At 56.3% G+C, this 24,901-nt stretch carries 18 protein-coding genes and 1 pseudogene; 9 read left to right on the plus strand and 10 right to left on the minus strand.

Translation table 11 applies throughout. From position 1 onward, the window contains the following. Window positions 1–3: 3 nt before the first annotated feature. The 5 genes from tssM to N037_RS16645 are packed head-to-tail and all read right to left on the minus strand — an operon-like array spanning window position 4 to window position 7,277. On the minus strand, window positions 4–3,624 hold the full coding sequence (gene tssM / locus N037_RS16625) for a type VI secretion system membrane subunit TssM (protein ID WP_032642297.1): 3,621 nt from the start codon (window positions 3,622–3,624) through the stop codon (window positions 4–6). 3 nt (window positions 3,625–3,627) lie between these two features. Next, window positions 3,628–4,866: a DotU family type VI secretion system protein gene (locus tag N037_RS16630; RefSeq protein ID WP_023336032.1), complete on the minus strand. Its 1,239-nt coding sequence runs from the start codon at window positions 4,864–4,866 to the stop codon at window positions 3,628–3,630. Window positions 4,867–4,883: 17 nt separating this feature from the next. After that, complete coding sequence (gene tssK / locus N037_RS16635) at window positions 4,884–6,227, minus strand: type VI secretion system baseplate subunit TssK (protein ID WP_023336033.1); 1,344 nt, start codon at window positions 6,225–6,227, stop codon at window positions 4,884–4,886. A 28-nt stretch (window positions 6,228–6,255) separates the two neighbouring features. Continuing rightward, window positions 6,256–6,759 (minus strand): type VI secretion system lipoprotein TssJ, encoded by a 504-nt coding sequence (gene tssJ, locus N037_RS16640; RefSeq protein WP_023336034.1) that lies wholly within the window; start codon window positions 6,757–6,759, stop codon window positions 6,256–6,258. Window positions 6,760–6,782: 23 nt separating this feature from the next. After that, window positions 6,783–7,277 carry a hypothetical protein gene (locus N037_RS16645; RefSeq protein ID WP_023336035.1) on the minus strand — a complete coding sequence of 165 codons (495 nt, stop codon included), beginning with the start codon at window positions 7,275–7,277 and terminating at the stop codon, window positions 6,783–6,785. A gap of 1,001 nt (window positions 7,278–8,278) precedes the next feature. On the opposite strand from N037_RS16645, the gene N037_RS16650 reads away from it, so the two are divergent. Both N037_RS16650 and N037_RS16655 read left to right on the plus strand, forming a co-directional pair. Further along, window positions 8,279–10,567 carry an FdhF/YdeP family oxidoreductase gene (locus tag N037_RS16650; protein WP_032642299.1) on the plus strand — a complete coding sequence of 763 codons (2,289 nt, stop codon included), beginning with the start codon at window positions 8,279–8,281 and terminating at the stop codon, window positions 10,565–10,567. 22 nt (window positions 10,568–10,589) lie between these two features. Continuing rightward, window positions 10,590–11,486 carry a LysR family transcriptional regulator gene (locus N037_RS16655; protein WP_032642440.1) on the plus strand — a complete coding sequence of 299 codons (897 nt, stop codon included), beginning with the start codon at window positions 10,590–10,592 and terminating at the stop codon, window positions 11,484–11,486. On the opposite strand, the gene N037_RS16660 is transcribed toward N037_RS16655, so the two are convergent. Both N037_RS16660 and N037_RS16665 read right to left on the minus strand, forming a co-directional pair. Beyond that, the gene (locus N037_RS16660) at window positions 11,465–12,223 is read right to left on the minus strand and encodes a phosphate/phosphite/phosphonate ABC transporter substrate-binding protein (protein WP_032642301.1); all 759 of its coding nucleotides are present in this window, start codon (window positions 12,221–12,223) and stop codon (window positions 11,465–11,467) included. The genes N037_RS16655 and N037_RS16660 overlap by 22 nt on opposite strands. Then, a complete protein-coding gene (locus N037_RS16665) occupies window positions 12,216–13,187 on the minus strand; it encodes a fatty acid desaturase (protein ID WP_032642442.1) in 972 nt (323 codons plus the stop codon). Before N037_RS16665 ends, N037_RS16660 begins: the two co-directional genes overlap by 8 nt. A 149-nt stretch (window positions 13,188–13,336) precedes the next feature. Here N037_RS16665 and N037_RS16670 point away from each other — a divergent pair, with 149 nt between their 5' ends. The 5 genes and pseudogenes from N037_RS16670 to N037_RS25425 form a co-directional block, all read left to right on the plus strand. Then, window positions 13,337–14,317 carry a GlxA family transcriptional regulator gene (locus N037_RS16670; RefSeq protein WP_032642303.1) on the plus strand — a complete coding sequence of 327 codons (981 nt, stop codon included), beginning with the start codon at window positions 13,337–13,339 and terminating at the stop codon, window positions 14,315–14,317. Window positions 14,318–14,396: 79 nt separating this feature from the next. After that, window positions 14,397–15,407: a type I glyceraldehyde-3-phosphate dehydrogenase gene (gene gap, locus N037_RS16675; protein WP_032642305.1), complete on the plus strand. Its 1,011-nt coding sequence runs from the start codon at window positions 14,397–14,399 to the stop codon at window positions 15,405–15,407. 638 nt (window positions 15,408–16,045) lie between these two features. Continuing rightward, the gene (locus N037_RS24930) at window positions 16,046–16,969 is read left to right on the plus strand and encodes an HNH endonuclease (protein WP_156369738.1); all 924 of its coding nucleotides are present in this window, start codon (window positions 16,046–16,048) and stop codon (window positions 16,967–16,969) included. Window positions 16,970–17,202: 233 nt separating this feature from the next. Then, window positions 17,203–17,718 (plus strand): YrhA family protein, encoded by a 516-nt coding sequence (locus N037_RS24225; RefSeq protein WP_156369739.1) that lies wholly within the window; start codon window positions 17,203–17,205, stop codon window positions 17,716–17,718. Window positions 17,719–17,906: 188 nt separating this feature from the next. After that, a pseudogene (locus tag N037_RS25425) lies at window positions 17,907–18,136 on the plus strand (GlxA family transcriptional regulator); the annotation flags it as partial. Window positions 18,137–18,282: 146 nt separating this feature from the next. On the opposite strand, the gene N037_RS16695 reads toward N037_RS25425, so the two are convergent. Continuing rightward, window positions 18,283–19,470, minus strand: coding sequence for an MFS transporter (locus tag N037_RS16695; RefSeq protein ID WP_023336046.1), 1,188 nt, complete (start codon window positions 19,468–19,470; stop codon window positions 18,283–18,285). Between the two features lie 115 nt (window positions 19,471–19,585). On the opposite strand from N037_RS16695, the gene N037_RS16700 reads away from it, so the two are divergent. Both N037_RS16700 and N037_RS16705 read left to right on the plus strand, forming a co-directional pair. After that, window positions 19,586–20,542 (plus strand): AraC family transcriptional regulator, encoded by a 957-nt coding sequence (locus N037_RS16700; RefSeq protein ID WP_032642312.1) that lies wholly within the window; start codon window positions 19,586–19,588, stop codon window positions 20,540–20,542. A gap of 102 nt (window positions 20,543–20,644) precedes the next feature. After that, window positions 20,645–22,330 carry an alpha,alpha-trehalase gene (locus tag N037_RS16705; RefSeq protein ID WP_023336048.1) on the plus strand — a complete coding sequence of 562 codons (1,686 nt, stop codon included), beginning with the start codon at window positions 20,645–20,647 and terminating at the stop codon, window positions 22,328–22,330. A 64-nt stretch (window positions 22,331–22,394) separates the two neighbouring features. On the opposite strand, the gene N037_RS16710 is transcribed toward N037_RS16705, so the two are convergent. Continuing rightward, complete coding sequence (locus N037_RS16710; RefSeq protein ID WP_032642313.1) at window positions 22,395–24,497, minus strand: TonB-dependent siderophore receptor; 2,103 nt, start codon at window positions 24,495–24,497, stop codon at window positions 22,395–22,397. A gap of 112 nt (window positions 24,498–24,609) precedes the next feature. Next, complete coding sequence (locus tag N037_RS16715) at window positions 24,610–24,864, minus strand: GlsB/YeaQ/YmgE family stress response membrane protein (RefSeq protein ID WP_008502662.1); 255 nt, start codon at window positions 24,862–24,864, stop codon at window positions 24,610–24,612. Window positions 24,865–24,901 lie beyond the last annotated feature (37 nt).

The raw sequence follows: 24,901 nt of genomic DNA on the forward strand, positions 1-24,901 counted from the left end.
CGGTTATGGGCATGAGAAACGGGGAAGCTGGAACGGGTTACGAATGCTGTTCGGCGCAAACTCCAGCGTGACCTGATGTCCGTCAACGCTGAAGGTGGCCTGACGGCTCAGGCTCCCCGCGCCCGGGCTGGTGCTCGCTTTATCGAAGAAGCGGTTGAGCGCCCAGGCGCCGTTGGTGACCAGCGTCGCCGTGCTGCCGTTAGCCAGCCCCAGCTGCATGCGTACCTGGTTGGTGCCGCCCGGCCCCGGCCAGTTCATGATCTGTACGGCCTGCGGACCGTGGCTGTAGCGCAGTATCTGGCCGTCAACGTCCAGCGTCAGGTTCAGAATGGTGTTATCCATCCGCACGGTGCGTACCGTCACCTTGAAGGACGGCGTGGTTGCGCCATTAGCAAAGAAGGCGTCGCGAATCGACTGGGCCTGCTGGAACGGTCTCAGCAGTCCTTCACTTCCCGGCAGCGTTTTACCGTCGATGCCCGGCATAAAGCGCCAGTTTGCCTGCGTGGTATCCACTTTATTGGTCAGATTGTCGCGGAAGAAAGCGTCCATCAGCCCGGTCCCCGGCGCAAACATACGCGCGAGATCGTCGGGGGTGACCTCGGTGCTGGCGCTGCGCACCAGCGGGTAGCGACCGGCAATCGCCTGACGGCAGAAACCGCCCACCTCAACGTTAATCCGCTTACGCACGTTTTCCAGGTCACGGCGCTGGGTATCGCTGCTGGCGCCCACCGCCATATTGCTGAACATGGTTTGCAGACCGCCCGGCAGACGACCGGCGCTGGCCTGCAGACGGCTGATCGCCTCGCCGCCCGGTGCCGGCATGCCGCTGTTGGCGGCGTCCTGGACGGCGGTCAGGTAGCGATAGAGCTCATCCACCTGCTTGAGAAAATCATCAAACACGATGGTCTTTCCGCCCTTCTCCAGCGGCTGCGCCAGCTCAATCATCGGCGCGTAGTGGTCGGTAACCAGCTGCTCCGGCGCCTGGGTGACCACGGCGGCCTGAGACGGGGCAGCGTCATTGTTGCTGAACAGCGCTTCCAGCGTACGGGTGGCTCGGTTGCTCTGCGCCTGCGCTTTATCCGCATCTTCCGGGGCTGGCGTATTGCGTGACAGCGTCAGGACCTGGCTCAGGTTCTGCACCAGACGGCGCAGCGGCGAGTTTGCGCCGGAGAGCAGGCGGGCGGTGTTGATGCGCTGGGAAAGATCGGCGCTGTTATTGAGCTGAATGTCGGCGAGGAAGCGATCCCAGTTAGCGATAAAGTCGCGCATGTAGAGCTGGCGCACGGCGTTATCGATCTGCTGTTTATCCTCCTGCGCCGTAGCTGCCCCCAGCACCCAGGCGTCGTCCTCGTGCAGGGCGGTGGTTACGCTGTCAATCTGGCCGTTAAAGCTTTTCCAGTAACCGTCCGGGGTATACAGCCCCGGCACGCCTTCGCTCACCGGCTTGCCGCTTTTGCGGGAAAACACCAGCTCGCTCTGCGGTCCGCCCAGGTCGGAAAGGGAGACCGGCTTCAGGTTGTCATCATGTTCCAGCAGGCGCTTGAGACGACCGTACACGCGCGTGGAGAGCGGCTGCTGGCCGATCAACGCTCTTTCGCGGGCAACCAGCGATTCATCCTGGGCATACGGCGAGGCCTGAATTTTCGGCTCCAGAAGCTGCGTCAGGTGCCATTCAAGCTGCTCCAGCTGCGCCTTCGTGACGTTCTGCGGCAGGTTGCGCTGCAGGTTGAGCATCACCCACGAATGCAGGAATTTACCGTCGTAGTGCTTCGGCTGATACAGCATCTGATAGGCTTTCAGCGCTTCATAGCTGTATTCCACATCGCTACCGTTGTCGTTACGAAGCCAGGTGGTAATGTGCATGGCGACGGCAGGCAGCAGCATCTGATCCAGCGCTTTCTGGTACAGCGACTGCGAGGCATCGCTGACGTCATCCCCGCGATAGAGCCCCATACGGCGGGTTACGGGCGGATCGTTCACATCAAACGCGTCGCTTTTCGGCAGGTCAACCAGACCGTTCAGCAGCGGCAGCAGATCGAACAGGTCACGCTGGGTCTGGTTCTGCAACGCCTTGCTCTGCTGGTCGATCAGCGGCACCTTCGCATCCACCTCTTCCAGATAGGCCTTGTTTTTGGCATAGCTGGTCAACCACAGCCCGCCGAGGATCGCCAGCAGGGCCAGCAGCGCCGCGTAGCCGGACCAGATCACCGCCCGGTTGCGCAGTTCCCACCAGCGGTTTTCACCCGCGATCCCGGCTTCCTGGAAGATGACGTTTTGCAGCAGGTTCTTAATGAAGAAACTCTGACCTTTAGCGCCCGGAATAGGCGCTTCTTTGCTGACCGAATCCCAGTTATCCGCCTCTCCCCCTTCCGGCAGCGACAGCGCGCGGTTCAGTTCGCCCATTACGCGGTCGAACGGCATGCCTTCCTGCGTCCCGCTGGCGAAGTAGATCCCGCGCGGAGAGAATTCGGTTTCGAAGTTAGAGCGGGCGAAGACCGTGCTCAGGTAGTCCGCCAGCAGCGGACGCAGCGCGGCGAACTCCTGCGGGAAAAGATACGCTTCCGCGCGGGTTTTCGCGTCGTGCTCTTTCAGCATGGTTTCCGGCAGCCCGGCATCGAGGCGCTGCTGGAGCAGAGAAAACTCCTGCTGGAAGTTGCCCATCAGGTCGTAATCGGCATGTTTTGTTTGCTCCCACGGCAGCGTAAAGCCCCAGATCTGCTCGCGCTGCGCTTTATCGTAGTCGGCAAACCAGGCGCGGAAGCCTTTAAGCAGGTCGGCCTTGGTCACCATCACGTACACCGGGAAGCGGATACCCAGCTGTTCATGCAGCTCGGACAGACGCTGGCGCAGGTTCACCGCCTGCTGGCGGGACGCCTCGGCGGACTGGGTGAGCAGGTCAGAAATGCTGATGGTGATGATAACGCCGTTGATCGGCTGGCGGCGGCGATACTTACGCAGTAACCCCATGAACTCCAGCCATTCGCCGGCGTCCTGCACCTGCTCGCTCTCCTGGGTGGTATAGCGGCCCGCCGTGTCCAGCAGCACCGCCTCATTGGTGAACCACCAGTCGCAGTTGCGCGTGCCGCCGATGCCCCGCAGCGCGGTTTTACCGAAGCGATCGGCCAGCGGGAACTGCAGCCCGGAGTTAACCAGCGCCGTGGTTTTACCGGAGCCCGGCGCGCCGATAATGACGTACCACGGCAGCTGATAGAGATATTGCGTGCTGAAGCGCTGCGTCCACTGGGCGCCCTGACCCGCTTTGCTGAAGTGCGCTTTTTTAAGCATCTGCGCGGCTTCATCAAAGCGGCTGGCGAGGATCTGCTCCTCGCTGTTCAGCCGCTTCTGCGGATCCGCGGCTTCCGGGCTGGCGGTATTCTCTTTGAGCTTGTCCATCAGCTTGCGGTTCAGCCAGGCATTGTACAGGCGCGGCAGAATGTGGCCCTGTGCCCAGAGCAGATAGACCACGGCGATGCTGATAATACGGTTCTGTTCAGACTCAAGCGGTCGGGTGTCCACGATGGACAACAGGGGACCAATCATCCAGATCACCGCCGCAAGCGCCGTTACGCCGAGGAAGCTCCACAGAATGCGGTTGGTCAAAATGGAAAGAAGTGTAGTCAGCATTCCTTAGTTTCCTTGCGGCAATCCGTTCAGCTCGGCCTGAGTGTTTTCAGGCGACACCAGCAGAGTAATTTCCACACGGCGGTTACGGGCGCGATTTTCAGGCGTCGTGTTCGGTGCCACCGGGTTAATCTCGCCCCGCCCTTCCGCTTTCACGCGGCCAGGCTGAGAGAGGCTTCCCTGCAGCATTTTCTGTACCGAGCGGGCGCGTTCCAGAGAGAGTTCATAGTTAGAGGCAAAGCGCGCGCTGCGAATTGGCACGTTGTCGCTGTAGCCCACCACCAGAATTTTGCCGCTGACGTTATTCATCGCCTGCGCAATGCGGTTGATGACCGGTTCATAGCGGTCGCGCACGACGGTAGAGGCAGAGGCAAACAGCCCGTCGCCCTTCAGGATAACGACGCTGCGATCCGCTTCGTCTTTAACCGCGACCAGGCCAGCCTCGATTTCAGGCTTCAGGAAGCCGCGCAGGTTCAGCACCGCCGGTAGCTGACGGGCCGGTTGCTGAATAGTGGTTTCCGGCAGCTGGGACTGATAAATCTTCGCCAGCACCGGGCTGGTGTTATCGCCAAGACGCCAGTTAAGTACGATATAAAACAGACAGGCGATAAACCCGGCCAGCGCCACGCAGGCCCACAGGGGAACCATCGGCCGCCAGAGCTTGCGCAGCACCGGACGATCTTCCGGATGGGGAGAAAGCGGTGGCGGATAGCTGCCGCGCACCCCGCGGATCATCTGCCACAGGCGCTGCTTGATGGTTTCAAGCTGGGTGCGGCCATTATCCAGCACCCGATAGCGTCCTTCGAAGCCCAGCAGCAGGCAGTAGTTGATCATCTCCAGCAGCAGAATGTGCTCGCGCGGGTTCTGCGACAGGCGCGCCAGCAGCTGGAAGAACTTCTCGCCGCCCCAGGTTTCGTTGTGGAACGTCACCAGCAGACCGTTGCTTGACCAGACGCCGCTGCTGCCCCAGGGGGTGAGCGCGGCGGCCTCATCGAGCGCCGTACACAGGCAGTAACGCGCCCCGACGATCACTTCGTAAGGCAGCCCCGCCTGCTGGCAGCGGACTTCGAAACGGCGAATCTCATCGATCAGGCGCTGGCGTAACGCCACCTGATCGTCATGGGAGACCGAATGACGGATCTGCGGAATCGCGTTGAGCAGCGGATTGGCGGCCGCCACCAGCTGATTGTTACTACTGGCTCCGGTAAACCCGGCATCGCTGCCGGTGTCCTGTCGTTCCTGCATATTAAGCGCTCGCTTTATTATTCTGTCGGGCTACGGATGGCCCAAAACTCCATATCCAGCCCCGGGAACTCCCCTGCAAGATGCAGGGCGAATGCGCCGGACTTATCCATCTCGTGCCAGAGCTCGCTGCCCTTCTCCAGTTCAAAGTAGCTGTAGCCGGCATGCCACGGGATCTGCGGCGGCGCAACGGGCATGGCGCGCAGCATAATGCCCGGCAGCTGAAGCTGAACCAGATCGCGGATTTTCGAGACCGGCGCGACCTTCATCTGCGCCGGGAAATGGGTTTGCAGATGTTCGCCTGGCACATTGGCTTTGACCGCCAGCACGAAGCCGAACTCACGTACCATGCTGGTTTCAGGCACCGTGGCGATGTTCAGGCCGTGAGAGCGTTCGTTAAGCGGCAGCTGGATCGCGTGGTCTTCCATCACCAGCGACAGCCCCTGGCGCAGCATCAGCATCAGCTTGCTAAAGCAGTTTGCCAGATCGTCATGATCGTAAATCGGCAGCACGCTCTCAGCGTTACGCTGCGACGTCCAGGTGGCGAGCTCGGTGGCAAACGGCAGCCAGCTGCGCCAGAGCGTTTCCGGATGCAGCAGCGGGAGGGTTTTTAAATGAGACACCTCGCCCAGATGACGGTTAACCAGCGACAGCAGCGTGAACTCAATCAGTTCGGAGGTGTTAAAGCGGCCGGGCTGGCGCAAACGGCCGCCAATCTGCTGGCTGCGCTGCACCAGCAGACCGTGCAGATCGTTGATCATGCTGTAGATCTGCGGGCTGTTGTTGGCGTTGAGCATCGGCGGGATGTAGCTGTTGTCGAGCCGCACGTGGTTGTCGTTACGTTTCTCCGTCACAAACGCCACGCCGATAGCGGTCCATTCTGCCGTGAGGTCTTTTTCCAGCATCAGGGTCAGACGCAGACGGCCAAACTGGACGGTGGCATCCCCCACCGACATGGCGTTGTCATCTTCCACCTCTTGCTCGAAAGCGATGAAGCGCGCCAGCGAGGCCGGCTCTTCGCTAAAAATCACCTCTTCTCTCTCGCCACGACGGACCGGCAGTGCGAGCACCACCTTTTCGTTGGTGAGATTGTCAGGAATTTTCAGCGGTGCAGGACCGTTGCGCCCGTTACGCACCTGGAAAAAGGTGCCGTCCGGCAGCAAGCCGCTGCAGTAGCTCAGGGCAATGCATCCCTGACGAAGCATCGCTTCATCCAGTTCAACGTCAAGAAAGCCCCAGAGATACGATCGCTGTAGCGCGCCCCATTCACGAACATGGTTGAGCAGATAGCTTTCAGTCCGCTGAAAATGGTGTGGACGCAGGAACATGCCTTCGGTCCAGACGACCTTTTCTGCTTTCGTCATGATGATGTGTTTCCTGTGTTAAAGCGCGTTACTGGCTGATGACCCGAATGCCGTTCACGTCGAGAAAAACGTTGGCCTGAAGTTCATCTGCGGACCCTTTCCAGAACTGGTAGATATGATTTTCGCCAGGCACGGGCAGAGGGAGTGAAACGCGCCATTTTTTGCCATCCAGCACCTGATACTCCGCCATCACACCGATGTAGCGGGCCTCCGGAGAGCTTTGCCCACTGAGGGTTTTGGACAGCTGTCCCGGCATCAGGAAGAACACGTCGCTGTTCAGCAGATTCGCGCCAAGCGTGGCTGACGCGTTGTTCTGCAGGGAGTAGAAGTCGCTGGACATGAAATCCGCATCGGATTTCAGCAGCAGCACCCGAACCTTAAGCGGCGCAGATTCATTGATTTGTGGATGAGCTTGAAACTGCAGATTGTAGCGGGAGGGGTCGCTGTGTGAAGACGACGTACAACCACTGACGAGGGCGAAAACCACCGCGTAAAAGAATAACCACAGCTTATGAAAATTTTTATGATTCATAAAAATGCGCTCATGAAAGCCGTTTAGTTCAGGATCCAGGTACCGTTAGCGCTGTCTTTGCAGGCTTTGCTGTTGCCATCGACATCGACACAGGTCGCTTTTTTACGCGCCTTCGGACGAATGGCCTGTTTACGCACGGCGGCGTCATACTGGTCGGCCTTGATCACGGCGCGCATCGGGACGTAACCAATCAGCTGATCGTTACCTTCATCGGCAAGCGCCATCCAGTAGTGTTCAACCTGACCCAGCACCACGTACGTTTTCCCGGTGTCGAGATTACGGATAACTTTGCCGCCGAAGTCAGGACGGCTCATCAGGGAGGCCGGATACATGGCACGATACGGCTCGTTGACCGGGTTGAACTCCGCCGGCGGCGTAACGGCGTGACGGTGGGTCAAGGTTACGCCGTTGACCTGGCTGGTCTCGATCGTATCGTCGTTGATCACAGGTTTCTGCGGCGCTTTACAGCCCGCCACCGCCATTACAAACAGAAGTGAAAACAGTACGCGCATTTTCATATGCTTTTCCGTAGCGATATTTCGATGATGAAGATAAGGGAGTGAAGTTTGACTTAAGTGCTATTGTTAAAATAGCCAGGATATTTTCGGGGCGTTACTATTTTAAGGGCATAGCTACCGCACGAGCCCTTCAGAATAAGGCCCAGCGTCTTCCTGACATATTTTGACAAACGGTAAACAAGTTTACATGAGCTTCGTATCAATTCAATATTTACCGCTGCGCAACTGATGGTAAATGAAGCATTCGGAAAATTATAGGATTAATCTGATGAAAAAAAACCGACACGGCCTACACCTTCTTATTTCCCCACCCTAACAAGGTATAACACGCTGTTTTAAAAGGACAAAACATAAAAGAGAACCACTTTCATTAACGCAATAACGCTATTATCGCCACTACCATAATTAGTAGAATTCGCGTATTGGTGAGGTCAGCAGAATATATCAACGATGAATTATTTGTTGCACTAACAGGTTATCTTTAATAGTCGTCGCAATGAATAGTCAAAATGGGAATATTTCACTTACGCAGCCCGGCGTTAATTTCACGCCACAAAATAACTTTATATTTCACGTTGTGATAATTACCTTCCAGGACATAAATTACATCCATTAATCATTAAGCCTGAGTAAACATTCCTGTCACTCTTGCGTTGCCCAATGCGCCAGACCGCCTGCCAGGCGCGGATATTGTCTTTTTCGCCGCTCGTAAGCTTCATTCGAAGTTTAACGGGTGCTACATCCTTCTGTGCTTGCCACCATCTACCCCACCTACCGTGTGATAGATAAGATTTATTATTAAAATGATAAAATTTCGTTATAATTTCTTTAAATATTTACCCGTCATAGATCATAAATCACTGTAATAAAAACAATTTAAGATAAGGCATTTTGCTATGCCGTATGGGTGCCTCCCTCCGGCCGTCATTGCTTTCGCTTATTGTTTTCTTCAGGGATTTATTGGCTCAGGCGCCGTAAGACCGAACGAATCAGGAGTTGGTATGAACAGTAAAAGACGCGCAGTGCCCGGTATCAGACACTATGATGGTCCTGCCGGAGGCTGGGGCGCGTTAAAAGCCACGGCCATCGCGGTACGTACCCAGATGGATACCTTTGATGCCCCCGCGACGCTGCTGCGCACAAACCAGCCTGACGGTTTTGACTGCCCGGGCTGCGCGTGGCCCGATAAAGAACACAAATCAACGTTCCAGTTCTGCGAGAACGGCGCCAAAGCGGTAACCTGGGAAGCGACCAGCAAACGCGTTACCCCCGCGTTTCTGGCAGAAAACAGCGTCTCCTCGCTGCTGGCAAAATCAGACTTTGAGCTGGAAGGCTACGGTCGACTCACGCATCCTCTGCGCTATGACCAGGCAAGCGATACCTTCCGCCCCGTCGACTGGGACGAGGCATTTCGACGCATCGGCGAAGTATTGCGCGGGCTCGAACCGGACCAGGTCGAGTTTTATACCTCCGGACGCGCCTCTAACGAAGCGGCGTATCTGTTCCAGCTGTTCGCTCGCGAATACGGTACCAATAACTTCCCCGACTGCTCCAATATGTGTCACGAGGCCACCAGCGTCGGTTTGCCCCGCTCGATTGGCATCGGTAAGGGCACCGTCTCGCTGGACGACTTTGATAAGACCGAGCTGGTGATCTCCATCGGCCACAACCCAGGCACCAACCATCCGCGAATGATGGGTACTCTCCATGAGCTGGCCCGCCGCAACGTGCCGATTATCGTCTTTAACCCGCTGCGCGAGCGCGCCCTCGAACGCTTCGCCGACCCGCAAAGCGTGATTGAAATGGCGACCTACGGCTCAACGGATATCGCCTCGACCTATTTCCAGGTGAAGGCCGGGGGCGATGCCGCCGCGCTGAAAGGCATTGCTAAACACCTGCTGGAAATGGAGGCCGAACGCGGTGACGTGCTCGATCGCGCGTTTATTGCCGAACACACCCAGGGCATTGAGGACTTCGCCGCCGATATCGCGCAAACCCGCTGGGACGAGATCGAGCGCGAGTCGGGCCTGAACCGGGCGGCGCTCGGGAAGGTGGCCGACGCCTATGCGAAATCAAATGCCACCATCATTACCTACGGGATGGGCATTACCCAGCACAATAAAGGCACGGCGAACGTCCGCCTGATTGCTGACCTTCTGCTGCTGCGCGGGAATATCGGCAAGCCCGGCGCGGGAATATGTCCCCTGCGCGGCCACTCAAACGTGCAGGGGAACCGTACCGTCGGCATTAGCGAGAAACCCACGCCGGCCTTCCTGAACCGTCTGAAGGACGTATTCGGCTTTGAGCCGCCGTCTCACCACGGACACGATGCGGTGCAGGCCACGCAGGCGATGATCGACGGTCGTGCGAAAGCGCTCATCTGCCTCGGCGGTAATTTTGCCGTCGCGATGCCCGATCACGAGCGGGGTTTTCCGGCGATGGGTAACCTGGATTTGAGCGTGCACGTCGGGACCAAGCTCAACCGTACCCATCTGCTGGTGGGCAAAGAGACCTTTATTTTTCCGTGCCTCGGCCGTACGGAGCTGGATCTCCAGGCCACCGGCCGTCAGTCCATTACCGTCGAAGACTCCATGTCGATGGTGCATGCCTCATCCGGCAAGCTGAAGCCCGCCTCGCCGTTACTCCTCTCGGAACCGGCTATCGTCGCCGGCATGGCGAAAGCCACGCTGCCGGAAACCCGCGTGGACTGGCTGACGCTGGTTGAGGATTACGACCGTATCCGCGATCTGATCGAGCAGACCATTCCGGGCTTTGAGAACTACAACGCGCGGATCCGCGTTCCCGGCGGCTTCCGCATGCCGCTGCCGCCAACGCAGCGTATCTGGCCAACGGCGACGGGGAAAGCGATGTTCTCGGTGTTCGACGGTGTTCACGAGAACGCCAGCGGCGAAGGTGAGCACGTTCTGCGCCTGATCACCCTGCGCAGCCACGACCAGTACAACACCACCATTTACGCCCTGGATGACCGCTACCGCGGCGTGTTCGGCCGCCGCGACGTGCTGTTTATGAACGAAGACGATATGGCGCAGTCAGGCCTGGAACACGGCGACCGCGTGGATATCGAAACCGCCCTCCCCGGCAGCGTTCAGCGTCTGGAAGATATCACCGTGGTGGCGTACAACATCGCGCCGGGCACCGTCGGCGCCTATTACCCGGAGGCCAACGTGCTGGTACCGCTCGACTATCTGGACAAGGACAGCGGAACGCCGTCGTATAAATCCGTTCCGGTTCGCATCACCCTGCGCTCAAAAGAGATCCGCATGCTGTAAGGCTGCTCGCGCAGAGAATATGATGGATATTAAACAGTTAAAATATTTAATCGCACTCGACGAGACCCGGCACTTTAGTAAAGCGGCCTCGCAGTGCAACGTTACCCAGCCGACCCTCTCCATGCGCATCCGCAGCCTGGAAGAGGAGCTGGGGCTGGTGCTGATTGTCCGCGGACAGCGCTTTGAAGGGTTTACGCCGGAGGGTGAACGCATCCTCGCGTGGGCCCGCGCCCTGCTGGCCGCGCACGACGGGCTGCAGGCGGAAGCCGCGCTGTGCAAAGGCCAGGTGGTGGGCGAATTACGTCTGGGGATGGTGCCGCTGGCGAGCGTGGATCCGATGATTTTTATTCGCCTGCTGACGCAAAAATACCCGGAGCTGACCTATAGCCTCTATTCCATGTCCTCAGCGCAGATTGCCGACGGCGTCGGCCGCAACCAGCTTGAGCTGGGAATTTGCTACCTCAACAGCATCGACACCAGCCTGTTTGACATTATTCAGCTGCCAACCACGAAGATGGGCCTGCTGCACGACGTCCGCCACTTCCAGCTCGGCCAGGCAACGCTGACCTGGCACGAACTGACGGATTTTCCGCTGGGGTTCCTGACCAAGGGGATGCACTACCGGGCGCATATGGAGGCCAGTTTTAACGCGGCCGGCATCCAACCGACTTCCGTTTTCGAGAGCGACTCCACGTTCCAGATCATTCAGGCCGTTCAGAGCGGCGTGTGCTGCGCCGTCATGCCGCTGAACAACGGGCTGGAGGCACTGAACGGCAATTTCAGGATTGTCCCCATCGCCGACGCGAACATTGAAGCGCCCGTCGGACTGATTATGCGCAGGCAAAAGCCCGTCTCCTCGCTGGCGCTGCGCTGTTTTACCGACGCGCAGGAGATTTATCACGCGGACAATGAAGCGTAGGCCTCGCGCGTCACCACGCTAAAACCGTCGATCAGCACCGCGTCGCAAATCTCCCGATGTTCCGGTGAACTGACCAGCGCGCGGAGCGCATCGCGAATGGCGTTAAGCGTTTCGGGTGAGGTGTTATGCGAGGTAATCAGCGGCAGTCCCGGCGTCAGCGGGGTACGGTCAATGACCGCCAGCCCCGCAAGCCGTTCAGGCTCATGGCGCTGCAGCAGTGCCCAGGTCACGCAGTCGATGGCTGCGATATCCCCTGCACCGCGTTTCACATCAATCAGCGACTGGCGATGGCTGCCGCTAAAGGACGTTTGCGCGAAAAATGGACCGCCACTCAACAGGGGAGCCACTTTTTTTCGCAGCGCATTGTAGCCGGACTGCGAGTCCGGTGAATTACAGACCACGCGACGTCCGCGAAAATCCGCCAGCGTGAGGTGCCGATCCTCCTCGCGCACCGCCAGAAAGCTGCGGTACTGGCTCCCTTCGCAGCCCGGTGCCGTGTAGTGAAAACAGCCGACCACCTGCACGTCCGGGAGCTGCGTGACCAGCGGATAACCGCATGTCTGGCTAAGGATAAGCGCAGGCTGCTGCCAGTGGGTCAGCAGATCGGACTCCGGCCAGCCGGGATCGCGATCGACGAACACGCCGCGCGCGGCCAGCAGCCCCTTTACCGCCAGCCAGAGCGCGCGCGTGTCGGCGCGATCCACGGCATACATGGGAAATGCGAGCAGCTTACTCATACCCTTCTCCCTGTCGTTTTGTGGGGTGAACGGTGACGTCAACGGGCCTGACCCAGAACTGACGCAGCCATTCACCGTAGCCCCTGACGAGAAAACCGTGGTTTCGCTGCTGGTACGCCTCCCGGTTTTGCTCGTAGATCGCCTTCAGCCCGTACCAGGGAACGCCCGGCAAATCATGATGTACTGAATGGTAGTTGAGATTCAAAAACAGCCCCCGCCAGAACAGCCCCGCCTCATTAATAACGGAGCGCGCCAGCGGATCGTCCGCCGCCCGATGTTCGAAAAACGATCGGATCTTGGTCAGCGCCAGCGCCGGATAGCTGACCGCCAGCACGAACCAGATAGGTGAAAAACCGGCATGCGTCATCCAGGCGAAGAGTGCCACCAGCAGCAAAGCGTGAACCAGCCACATCGCCATTGCCCGCAGGTGAAGGTGACGAAACGCCGCCGCGGCGCTGCCCAGCGTCTGCAGGATATCCAGTAGCGGCGCCAGCATCAGCCGCCCGGCGAAGGTATTCCGGGCGCGGATCGCGCGTTTCTGCCACGGCGAAAATCGCGCCCAGCTCTCGTCGGTAAAATAGTACGACTCCGGGTCATCTACCGGATGTGTCAGGCTATGGTGGCGATGATGGGCAAGATGGGAGTCCCGGTACAGGCCATACGGATACCAGACCGCCAGCGGGAGCGTGCCAAACAGCTGGTTAAGCCAGGCAAAACGCGTGGGGTGCCCGTGGATAAGCTCATGCTGCAGGGACATGTACCAGGCGGTGAACCCGATCAGCAGCAGCGTGGCGGGCAGCAGGCCGAGCGTTTGCCAGAACGCCAGCGTGGCAAACCAGCCGGCATAAATAGTGATAATCAACAGCCACGTGGGCAATTCGCTTCGCCATAAAAAACCCGATGCAAGATGGCGGATGTGTTCGCGTTGTTGCGGATGTAAATAGAGGGTGCTTCGTTGACTCATCCCTTCAGACGCCGTTTCGCCAGAGATAATTCTCTGACGATCGGGGATAACGCCTGAAATAACAAAGAACTTAAATCGCATTGCTTTGCCAGAAACGTGGGACGCACGCGCCGCTTGACTTATTCTGTGATAAAGGTACTTTTCAGGACATGAAGAAGATCCTGATTATTGTTCCCGACGGCGGCATGCTGTTTGAAGCCGCCGGTATCGCCGACATTCTGATGCAGGCCAACCGGCTGCATCCGGAAGGGCTTGCGCAGCCGCGCTACCGGATTATCATCGCCACCACGCAGCCTCACCAGGTGATCCACGGCCAGTCCGGCCTGAATCTGCTGGCGGACTATCGCCTGCCGGAGCTGGATCCGCGTGAACCGCTGGACACCATTATAATCACCGGACGCGGCATGAACGAGCAGGAGAGCACGGCGGTGGTTGACTGGCTGCACCTCGCTGCGCCGCATGCCCGCCGGGTAGCCTCTATCTGCGGCGGCGCGATGCTGCTGGCCCAGACCGGCTTGCTGGACGGTCGCCGTGCGACCACCCACTGGCGGCTGCTGGAGACGATGCAAACCCAGTATCCGGCTATCCGCGTCGAAAGCGGTCCGCTGTATATTCAGGATGGCCCCATCTGGACCTCCGGCGGCGTGAGCTCCGGGTTCGATCTGACACTGGCACTGGTGGAAGACGACTACGGATTTACCCTCTCCCGCGACGTGGCGCAGGATATGGTGATGTATCTGCGCCGTCCCGGCGGTCAGCTTCAGTTCAGCCGTTACAGCCTGCAGCAGCCCGGCACATCCGGTCCGTTAAGCGAGCTGCAAGCCTGGATCCTGCAGAACCTCACCGCCGACCTGTGCGTGGAAAATCTGGCCGAGAAAGCGGCGATGAGCCCGCGTAATTTTACCCGCGTGTTTACCCGTGAAACTGGCGTCTCCCCTGCCCGCTACGTGACCGAAGCGCGTCTGGCCGCCGCTCGCCAGCTGCTTGAGCAGACCAGCGATTCCCTTGAGCGCATTGCCGAGCAAAGCGGGTTTGGCACCAGTATTAATTTGCGACGCGTGTTCGAGAAACAGCTTCACCTCACGCCCGGCGAGTACCGCCAGCGATTCCACTGCCGCAAGATGGCGTAATCTGATCCTTTTTTGTCGTTTACGCCATTCTCCCTGACGCCTACAGTGGCTCCAGACAACGAAAGATAAGGAGTGCACCATGGTTAAGGTCGGTATTAACGGTTTCGGCCGTATCGGACGTAATTTCCTGCGCGCGGCGCTGGGTAACCCGGATCTGCAGATTGTGGCCATTAACGATCTGACGGACAGTAAAACCCTCGCCCACCTGCTGAAGCATGACTCCCTTCTGGGCAAGCTGCCCGCACCCGTTGAAGCGGCAGACGGCGCGCTGCAGGTAGACGGGCAGCGGATCGCCGTATTTAGCGAACGCGATCCGGCGAATATCCCGTGGCGCGACGTCGGCGTTGACGTGGTGATTGAGGCCACCGGCTTCTTTACCGAACGGGAAAAAGCGGCGGTGCATATCACCCACGGCGGCGCTAAGCGCGTCATCATTTCCGCCCCCGGGAAGAACGACGACCTGACGATTGTGATGGGGGTTAACCATGAGCAGTACGATCCCGCCCGACACGCGGTGGTGAGTAACGGGAGTTGCACCACGAACGGTCTGGCGCCGGCCGCTCAGGTGCTGCATCAGCAGTTCGGGATTGAGCATGGCCTGATGAATACCACTCATGCCTACACCAACAGCCAGGCGCTGCATGACCAGCCGGAGAAAGATCTGCGCGGCGCGCGCGCGGCGGCGCTGTCGATTGTGCCTTATTCCAGCGGCGCGGCGAAAGCGCTGGGGAAAGTGATCCCCTCTCTGGACGGCAAACTGACCGGGTACTCCCTGCGCGTGCCGGTGCCGGTGGTGTCGATTGTGGATTTAACGGTCACGCTGAGCCGTAACGTAACCGCCGAAGAGGTGAACGAGGCGTTCCGCAACGCGGCCGCCAGCGGGCCCCTGAAAGGTATTCTGGGCTATAGCGATGAACCTCTGGTCTCCAGCGATTACCAGGGCGACCCGCGCTCCTCGATTATCGACGGGCTTTCCACGCTGGTGATTGGCGGGAACATGGTGAAGATCCTGGCGTGGTACGACAACGAGTGGGGCTTCTCTAACCGCCTGGTGGATTTGGCGGTATTTATGGATAAGAAAGGGCTGTAAGTTTTACCGTGATGCCGGGTGGCGCTTGCGCTTACCCGGCCTACAAATTTTGTCTTCATTAAGTAATATCTCCCCACCCCTCGCAGAATATATAATTCAATATAATTTTAATTCTATTCAACGTCTTTAAATTCATCGTGTCAATTATATAACAGCACCGATTTACTTAGATAATAAATTAGTGGTTCTTCTTTATTTTACTTTTTTAAAAGTGCGGGTACGGTCACTGTCTTTAGGCGGTGACAAAAACCATGACAAGCCCAGGATACCACAGGGATATGCTATGTATTACAGCAAATCAATTTTAGAAAAAACAGGTTCCAATAAAGAACCCGCGTTGAGGCTTGATCGCGCCACCGCGGGGGTAAAGGATAGTGTCATAGAATATTTAAATAACTGTGCCGAATAGCGCTACACTTTTGCAGCTCCATGCTCGGAGAAATTTAGAAGTAGATAATCATCTTTTCCGTTATTGTTTTTTTATGCTCTTCCATTATATTGAATTCTTTTATCATTACTTATAGCTTGCGTTTCACATCAATCCAATGAATGAATTTTCAAGAACTATTCGCTGCATAAATTATTAATTATGTAATATTTAGTGGTAACATAAACCTTTTATATTGTGAGGGACCTACATGCACGATTTCAGATTGATAATGATATGGGATGCAGCAAGAGAGCTTAACCCCGAAGATTTTCAATACATACTGAGCCCAGAAGTCGCTTTTGAAAGAACAAGAATTTACTACGATCTTGATTCTGACAACTATTCTTATTTTAGCCTCCAGCAAATGCCAAATAGAAACAATGGATTTATCAACCCCTTTTCAGCTAAGTATGATCGTAAATGTAATGGTATGTACGACGGTGCCTATGATCATACGCAGCATAATATAGACATTGGCTGGTTTATTGGAATAGATGAATCTGAACAATGGGATTATTTTAAGCATCCATTTTATTTTGATGAAAACGGTGATCTTGTTTATGATTGCTTTATGGAACATTGGCATTCATGGTTTGAAATGGAAGTTAGGGAAGCATACGAAAAGTGTTTAAATGATCATCCGGGCAGAAAACCAGCACCTACACAAAAAACTCATTATTCAAACGCCCCTATACAACATGCTCAATCAGCTAAAACCATCAATAGCAAAGCAGCAGGTTGTTTATTAGCCGCTGGCGGGATTTATAATGGAAACATTGAAGGACTCAGGAAAACAGCAGAACAATTAGGTAGTGAAGCTGTACAGGGCTATGATCAAGTATTGAATGAACAAACAGCAGGTACAGCTATTGCAGTGGCATCAATTCTGTTATCTAAACGACCTATTAAGCTTGGTGATGTTCAAGATATAACTAAATTTGTAGGAAAAGTTCGAGGGGATTCTGTATTACTACAGAATGTTGAAGTAACCCAAATTAATTATGTTAAAAGAACGGCAGAAGAAACTGCAATATTAAGAAAGGAGTTCAATGGCACGGTAAAGAAGTCTTTTCTTAAAGATCTATCTAATACCCCTGAGGCAATGAATAAATTCCCCCCCCGAAATGCTTGAACGGATGAGTATCGGTAGAAATCCAGATGGATGGCAAGTACATCATAAGCTACCTTTAGATGATAGCGGCACAAATACTTTTCATAACTTAATACTAATGAAAAATGTTCCATATCACCAAGCATTGACTAATTATCAATTTAATATGACAAGAGACATGATTGTCGGTGAAAGTAGAATAGTCCCATGGGTTAAACCTCAAGGTACAATTTATCCAAAGTGAGGGTGATATTATGGAAAATGTTATAGACATGATGGTGAATGAACTTTCTAAACTCATGGAAGATTATGGATATAGAATCTATCCGCCAGTTAGCACTAATTTTTTGGAATCAATGACCAAAGCTAATTCTTCAAGCACTGATTTACCGCCTGTTCTTGAGGATATAAATAATGACATTTTGTCTTTTTTGAAAAAGCAACCGGATTATTTTTATTTTTTGAATAAAATGGATGGCTTTGAGTTCGATGGAGTAATACTTTATAGTTTTGCACTTCAGCTTGAAGAAAATAATGTACCTGTCAATAATATTTTCCTTTACAACGATAACTTTAGAAATAATGACATCTTTGTTAATACTGATTTATCTGAACGCGTTGTTATTGGTCAGGATAGCATTTCTTTTTTCACATATGATCTCAAGGAAAATGTGTATCAAATTAGAGACAATGTAGGTACAGAAAAGATATTTGGTTCGTTTGATAACTTCTCTGATTTCTTAAGGGAGATCCTTGATACGGTAGCATAGTCTGTCATTGGGGCTTAACAGCCCCCTCTTCTAAACACTGCCTATTCTATAACAATCCTCTTACTTACTTAAAGCGAATAACTGGAACCAGAAATTGCGTTTACGCAACTGTTTCCTCATGACTTATTTTGTAATGAAGCTACTTTTCAGGACATGAAGAAATCCTGATTATCGTTCCTGACGGTAGTATGCTGTTTGAAGCCGCCGGTATAGCCGACATTCTGATGCAAGCCAACCGGCTGCACCCGGAAGGTCTGCCTCAGGCGTGTTACCGCATCATCATCGCCACCACGCAGCCCCATCAGGTGATCCACGCAGCATGAATGAGCTGGAGAGCACCGCCGTGGTGGACTGGCTGCATCCTGCTGCGTCCCATGCGCGGCGTATTGCCTCCATCTGCGGCGGCGCGACGCTGGTGATTAGCGGGAACATAGTGAAGATCCTGGCGTGGTACGACAACGAGTGGGGCTTCTCTAACCGCCTGGTGGATTTGGCTATATTTATGGATAAGAAAGGGCTGTAAGTCTTGTGCCGGGTGGCGTTAACGCTCACCCGGCAAATGCATCACTCCGCCTTAACCTTCACACCCATAAACACAATCACCATCGCCATCACCAGCAGGAAACCGCTTCCCGCGAATACGCCGCTGGCGCCGTTGAGGTCAAATACCGCCCCGCCACCTGCCGCACCGGCACTGATGGCCAGCTGAATTGAGGCCACCAGCAGCCCGCCTGCACTTTCCGCTTCATCCGGAACGGTGGTAGCAAGCCAGGTTGACCAGCCCACCGGAACCAGACCAAATGCAAAGCCCCACAGCGCGACCAGGAACCCGTCCAGCATCGCCAGATGACCAAACGCCACCATCGTGAGCGCGAGAACGCCCATCGCGAACGGCACCAGCGCCAGCGTCAGGCGCAGATTGCGTGCCAGCAGATGCCCGGCAACGGAGGTGCCGACAAAGTTGGCCAGCCCAAAGCCGAGCAGGATCAGCGAAATGGTCTCAACGCTCGCCTGCCCCACCGTTTCCAGGAACGGACGCAGGTAGGTAAAGAAGGCGAAATGGCCGCTGAAGATCAGGATGGTCGCCAGCATGCCGCCGATCATCCCCGGACGACGCAGCACGCGGAACAGCGTACTCAGGCTGCCGCTGCTCTCGGGCTTCATGGACGGCAGTACCCAGAGCTGCCACAGCAGCGCCAGCATGCTCGGCAGAATGCAGAGAACAAAGACGTTGCGCCAGCCGATCAGGCTGCCCAGATAGCTGCCGAGCGGTGCCGCGACCACCGTGGCTATCGATACGCTGGAGAAGATCACCGCCAGCGCCTTCGGCACTTTATCCGCAGGAACCAGACGCATCGTGGTCGCCGTCGACATCGCCCAGAATCCCCCGATGGCTACCCCCAGCAGCAGACGCCCCATCAGCAACACGTGCAGCGTCGGCGCAAAGGCCACCAGCAGGCTGGAGATAATTTGCAGCACCGAGAAAAACATCAGCACCCAGCGGCGGTCGATACTTTTGGTTGCTGGGGTAATCAGCAGTCCGGTCACCAGCGCCACCAGCGCGGTGGCGGTGACGGCCTGTCCCGCCATTCCCTCACTCACGCCCAGGCTCGCGGCCATCGGCGTTAACAAACTGGCGGGCAGAAACTCTGCCGTAATCAAACCAAACACCCCCAGCCCCAGTGAATAGACGGCCCGCCAGGCGGGTTTTGCAGGCGCTACCGCCTCGCTCGCCGCGACACATGAATTCATCTGTTTTTCTCCCGTTATAAAAATGTGACAACTGTCGCAAAAGCATAGAAGGTTCACCCTGGACGATCTATGACATATAATCTCCACTTATTGATTATTCGTCCGGAGTTGCGCCATGACCGTACAGTCACCCGATTTGATCAGCGAACTTTTACGCGGCATGCGCCTTTCAGGGGTGAAATACCGACGGATTGAAGCCAGCTCGCCGTTTGGCGTTGCGTTTCATCAGGCGCCCGGTAAAGCGCAGTTTCATTTTGTGAGCCACGGCAGCGCCCTGTTGCGAATGGAAAGCGGCGCGACGTTCGAACTGAGCAGCGGGGACGCCCTGTTTATTCCAGGCGGTAATTCCCATGCCCTGCTCTCCGACGAGCAGGCAACCATTACGCCCATCAATGCCTTTCCCAGCGAGCCCATCTGCAGCTCGGTGTGTGCCATCACCTGCGAGCCCTGCCCGGAAAGCGAGAACACCATCATCTTTAGCGGGTGCATGGATTTTGAGCTGGGCGGGATGCAGCCGCTGATCAAGGCGATGCCGGAAGTGATGATGGTCAGCCGGTTGATGTCCACCTGGCCGGAGATCCACCCGCTGCTGGCGGCGATGGAGCGGGAATCGGTGGCACGTCAGGCCGGGTACGCCGGGATCCTTGCGCGCCTGGCCGACGTGGTGGCGGCGTTAATCGTGCGCGGCTGGGTTGAAGGCGGCTGTGGTAAAGCCACCGGCTGGGTGCAGGTTCTGCGCGACCCGCGCCTGAGCCGGGCCATCTACGCTATGCACCAGCAGCCCGGCCTGAACTGGAGCGTGGCGGACCTGGCAAAAGAAGCGGGCACCTCACGTTCCGTGTTTGCCGAACGGTTTCTGGCCGCGACGGGAACCACCCCGGCAAAATATCTCAGCGAGCTGAGAATGCGGCTGGCCATTCAGTACATTCGCCACGAAAATCAGCCGATTGAAACCGTCGCGCTGCGGCTGGGGTACGGCTCTCTGGCGGCATTTAGCCGGGCATTTAAGCGCATTATTGGACATGCGCCGGGCACGCTGCGGGAAGCCAGCCAGACGCCGGAAGAGGTCTGACTGGCCAGCAATATTTAACGCGAAGCGGGCAATATTCGTCTAAGGTTTTCAGGTGATTGACAACAGCGGTCACGCTGTTTAGTGAAGACAGGAGACGAACGAATGATAAGACCTCGTACACTACGCCCCGCGTTCTTGCCCCTTGCATTAGGAGGCGCGCTGCTCGGCGTAACGACATTCGGTTATGCCGACGATAGCCCCACGGCCCAAACCACCTCACCCGATATTTTGCTGGGCCCTCTGTTTAATGATGTGCAAAGCGCCAAACTGTTCCCCGATCAGAAAACCTTCGCAGATGCCGTCCCCAAAAGCGACCCGCTGATGATTCTGGCGGACTATCGGATGCAGCACACGCAGTCCAGCTTTGACTTACGCCACTTTGTCGAGATGAACTTTACGCTTCCTGCGGAAGGGGAAAAATATGTTCCGCCTGCTGGACAAAGTTTACGTGAGCACATTGACGATCTCTGGCCCGTACTGACGCGCACCACGGATAAAGCCAGCAACAAATGGGATTCCCTGCTGCCGTTACCCAAACCTTACGTTGTGCCCGGCGGACGTTTCCGCGAGGTCTACTACTGGGACAGCTATTTCACCATGCTGGGCCTGGCAGAGAGCAATCACTGGGACAAAATCAGCGACATGGTGGATAACTTTGCCTATGAGATTGACACCTTCGGCCACATTCCCAACGGCAACCGCAGCTATTACCTGAGCCGATCCCAGCCGCCGTTCTTCTCGCTGATGGTGGAACTGCTGGCCACGCACGACAGCGATGCGCTGAAGAAGTATCGTCCGCAGATGGAGAAAGAGTATGCCTACTGGATGGACGGCGTCGACGCCCTTCAGCCGGGGCAGGCTAACAAGCGCGTGGTGAAGCTGGATGACGGCGCTATCCTCAACCGCTACTGGGACGACCGCGATACCCCGCGCCCGGAGTCCTGGCTTGACGATGTGAATACCGCCAAAAGTAACCCTAACCGACCTGCGACCGAGATCTACCGCGATTTGCGTTCCGCTGCCGCCTCAGGCTGGGACTTTAGCTCCCGCTGGATGGACGACCCGCAAAAGCTCGGCACCATCCGGACCACCAGCATTGTCCCCGTGGACCTGAACGCCCTGATGTTCAGGATGGAAAAACTGCTGGCGCGAGCAAGCCAGGAGAGTGGCGACACCGCCAGCGCAACCAAATATGAGGCGCTGGCAACGGCGCGTCAGAAAGCCATCGAGAGCCACCTGTGGAATGATAAAGAAGGCTGGTACGCGGATTACGATCTGAAGAGCAAGAAGGTACGCAATCAGCTCACGGCGGCAGCCCTGTTCCCGCTTTACGTGAAGGCGGCGGCGCAGGATCGTGCCGATAAAGTCGCCGCGGCAACCTCGTCGCGCCTGTTGAAACCGGGCGGTATTTCGACCACCACCGTCAATAGCGGCCAGCAGTGGGATGCGCCAAACGGCTGGGCCCCGCTGCAATGGGTGGCTGCGGAAGGGCTGCAGAATTACGGCCAGGAGAAGGTCTCGATGGATGTGACCTGGCGCTTCCTGAAGAACGTTCAGCATACTTATGACCGGGAAAAGAAACTGGTCGAGAAGTACGACGTGTCGACCACCGGTACGGGCGGCGGCGGCGGCGAGTATCCGCTGCAGGACGGCTTCGGCTGGAGTAACGGCGTGACGCTCAAGATGCTGGATCGGGTCTGCCCGAAAGCGAAACCGTGCGACAGCGTGCCGGAGAATCAGCCTGCGGCGAATGATGAGGCTGCGCCGGTGAAAGCGGCGGCGCAGTAAGGGAGTATTGCCGGGTGGCGGCTTCGCCTTACCCGGCCTACATTTTGAACCCACAGGGAGTTACTTAGAAACTGTAACTCGCCCCTAGCTGATACGTCCTGTCACGCCCAATCCAGCAGTTGGTCGCGTCGTAGCAGGTCAGCGTCTCTTTGTTGGTGATGTTCTGCGCGCTGGCCTTAAGCGTTAACCCTGCCAGCGAAGGCAGGATTTCGCCCATCCGGTACGAGGCCGCCAGATCGTACTGCGTAGCGCCGCCCAGTTTACCCGCATCGTTTGCCGGAGAGATTTCCATCGGCCCGGTGTAGCGTGCGCCCGCACCCAGCATCAGTCCTTTCAGCGGCGTGTTCTCAAAGGTGTAATCCCCCCAGAGGTTGAAGGCATTCTCCGGGACCTGCGTAGGACGTTTACCTTTGTATTTGTCATCTTCCCTGTTGATCGCGTGGGTGTACGCATAGTTGGCAATTAGCGTCAGGCTGTCCGTCGGGCGGCTGATGGCGGACAGTTCTGCCCCTTTTGATTCCACTTCCCCGGTCTGACGATAGTTCAGGAAGCCCGGATCGGAGGTGACGACATTTTTCTGACGGATGTTAAACACCGAGGCGGTAAAGGTGGTGGCGTAGTCGGCCAGCAGATATTTCACCCCGCCTTCCACCTGCTTGCTGGTGGTCGGTTTGACGTCTTTCGCCACGAGCGTACCCTGCGGTGACACCGGCGCAAAACCTTCTGAATAGCTGATAAATGGCGAAATTCCGTTATCGAAGGCGTAAAGCGCACCCAGGCGTTTGGTGACGCGATCCTGCGATACCCAGGCTTTATCGCCGTTTTGCAGGTAGTTGGTGGTGACGGAGCGGTAATCATCGTAGCGCAGGCTGCCCAGCAGGTTGAGGCCGCCAAATTCCACTTGGTCCTGAAGGTAATAGCCGTTTTGCTGGTAGCTGAGACGGTTTTTCTGGGCGGTATAGAGCCCCAGCGCGCTTTCCTGGATCTGCGAATAGTCAGGATGGCGCATATCAATGCCCGGCGTGGCTGACGCGTAGCGATAGTGGAAGTGGGAGTTCAGCTTCTGGTAGTCAAACCCGGCCAGCAGATGGTGTTTCCAGTCGCCCAGCGCAACGGTTTTGGTCACCTGGTTGTCGATGTTGAAGCTCTTAAGGTCTTCATCGGTGGTGTAAGCAAAGCGGTTGAGCTGATACACCTCGCTTCCCGTCCCTGTCGCGTAGACGCTGCGCTGGTGGGTATCGACGTCGAAATAGCGCGCTTTCTGATTAAAGCCCCAGCCGCTGTCAAACTCATGTTCAAAGCTGTAGCCCAGCATCCACTGACGCTGCTTAAACCCGCTCCATTCGTCTCCTGCGTAATCGCGCTTGCCCGCGTATTTTGAACGCAGATAGGCGAGCGGCAGCGGGTTAGACGGCGTCAGACTCGGGGTGTTTTGCGCCAGCGCGTCCAGGGTGAGGCGGGTTTTGCTGTCCGGTTGCCAGGTGACGGACGGCGCAACCAGGTAGTTTTCATACCGGGTGGTGTGGGGCTGATCGTCGTTTTCCGTGGCTTTGCCCAGCAGTCGGTAGTTCCAGTCGCTGTCGGCAATCTGCCCGGTTGAATCAAGATAGCCCTCTTTCAGATTACGGTTTCCGGTGTTAACGCCGACCTCGGTTCGGGCTTCCCGCTGCGGTTTTTTACTTTGAATATTCACCAGCCCACCCGGCGAACCGCCGCCGTAAAGAACCGATGACGGGCCTTTCAGGATATCCACGCTGTCAATCAACAGCGGATCGATACGCGCTTTGGTATTGCCGGTGACGTTATAGGGCAGCTGCAGCCCGTTGTAGAACTCCTGGTCGACGGTAAAGCCACGAATTTTATATTCGCTCATGTAGGAGGTATTCCCCCTCACCTCGGTTGAGACGCCCGGTGCATAGCGCAGGATTTCATTCACGGAATTCGCATGGCGCTTTTCAATTTCCGGCGCAGAGAGGGTCGTGATGACCTGCGGCGTTTTACTTTCAGCAACGGCCGATTTCGTGGCGCTGTTCGTCCAGGCCGGCAGCGCGTTGCCCTGCTCTGAGCCCGTGACGACGATGGTGGATTCTTCGGCGAATACCGGGCCCTGCAATGCCAGCGTGACGGCGCCTGCCAGGGCGCAAAGCGTAAAGCGTGAGCTATTCATAATGTCGTCTTGTTGTGAGATGCAATACGGAACGACAATTATTATCATTTAGATTAACAAATCAATACTCAGGAAAAAAAACGGCCCTCCGCAGAGAGCCGTTTACGTCAATTTATGCTCGTCGCAGCAACCTGAATATGCCCAGCACCACAATGGCACCCACGACAGCGACCAGAAAACTGTGCAGGTCGAAACCACTTATGTTGCCTCCAAAACCAAACATCGTCGCCAGCCAGCCGCCCACAACCGCACCAACGACCCCGAGTACACAGGTCAAAATAAAGCCGCCACCATCGTTTCCCGGCATGATCAGTTTAGCGATAGCCCCGGCAATAAGACCAAAGATAATCCAGGCGATGATACCCATAGCGATGCCCTCTTGCAGGTTTAACGCGTGCGCAGAA

This window comes from Enterobacter sp. EGD-HP1, from assembly GCF_000733275.2.
Lineage (GTDB): Bacteria > Pseudomonadota > Gammaproteobacteria > Enterobacterales > Enterobacteriaceae > Enterobacter.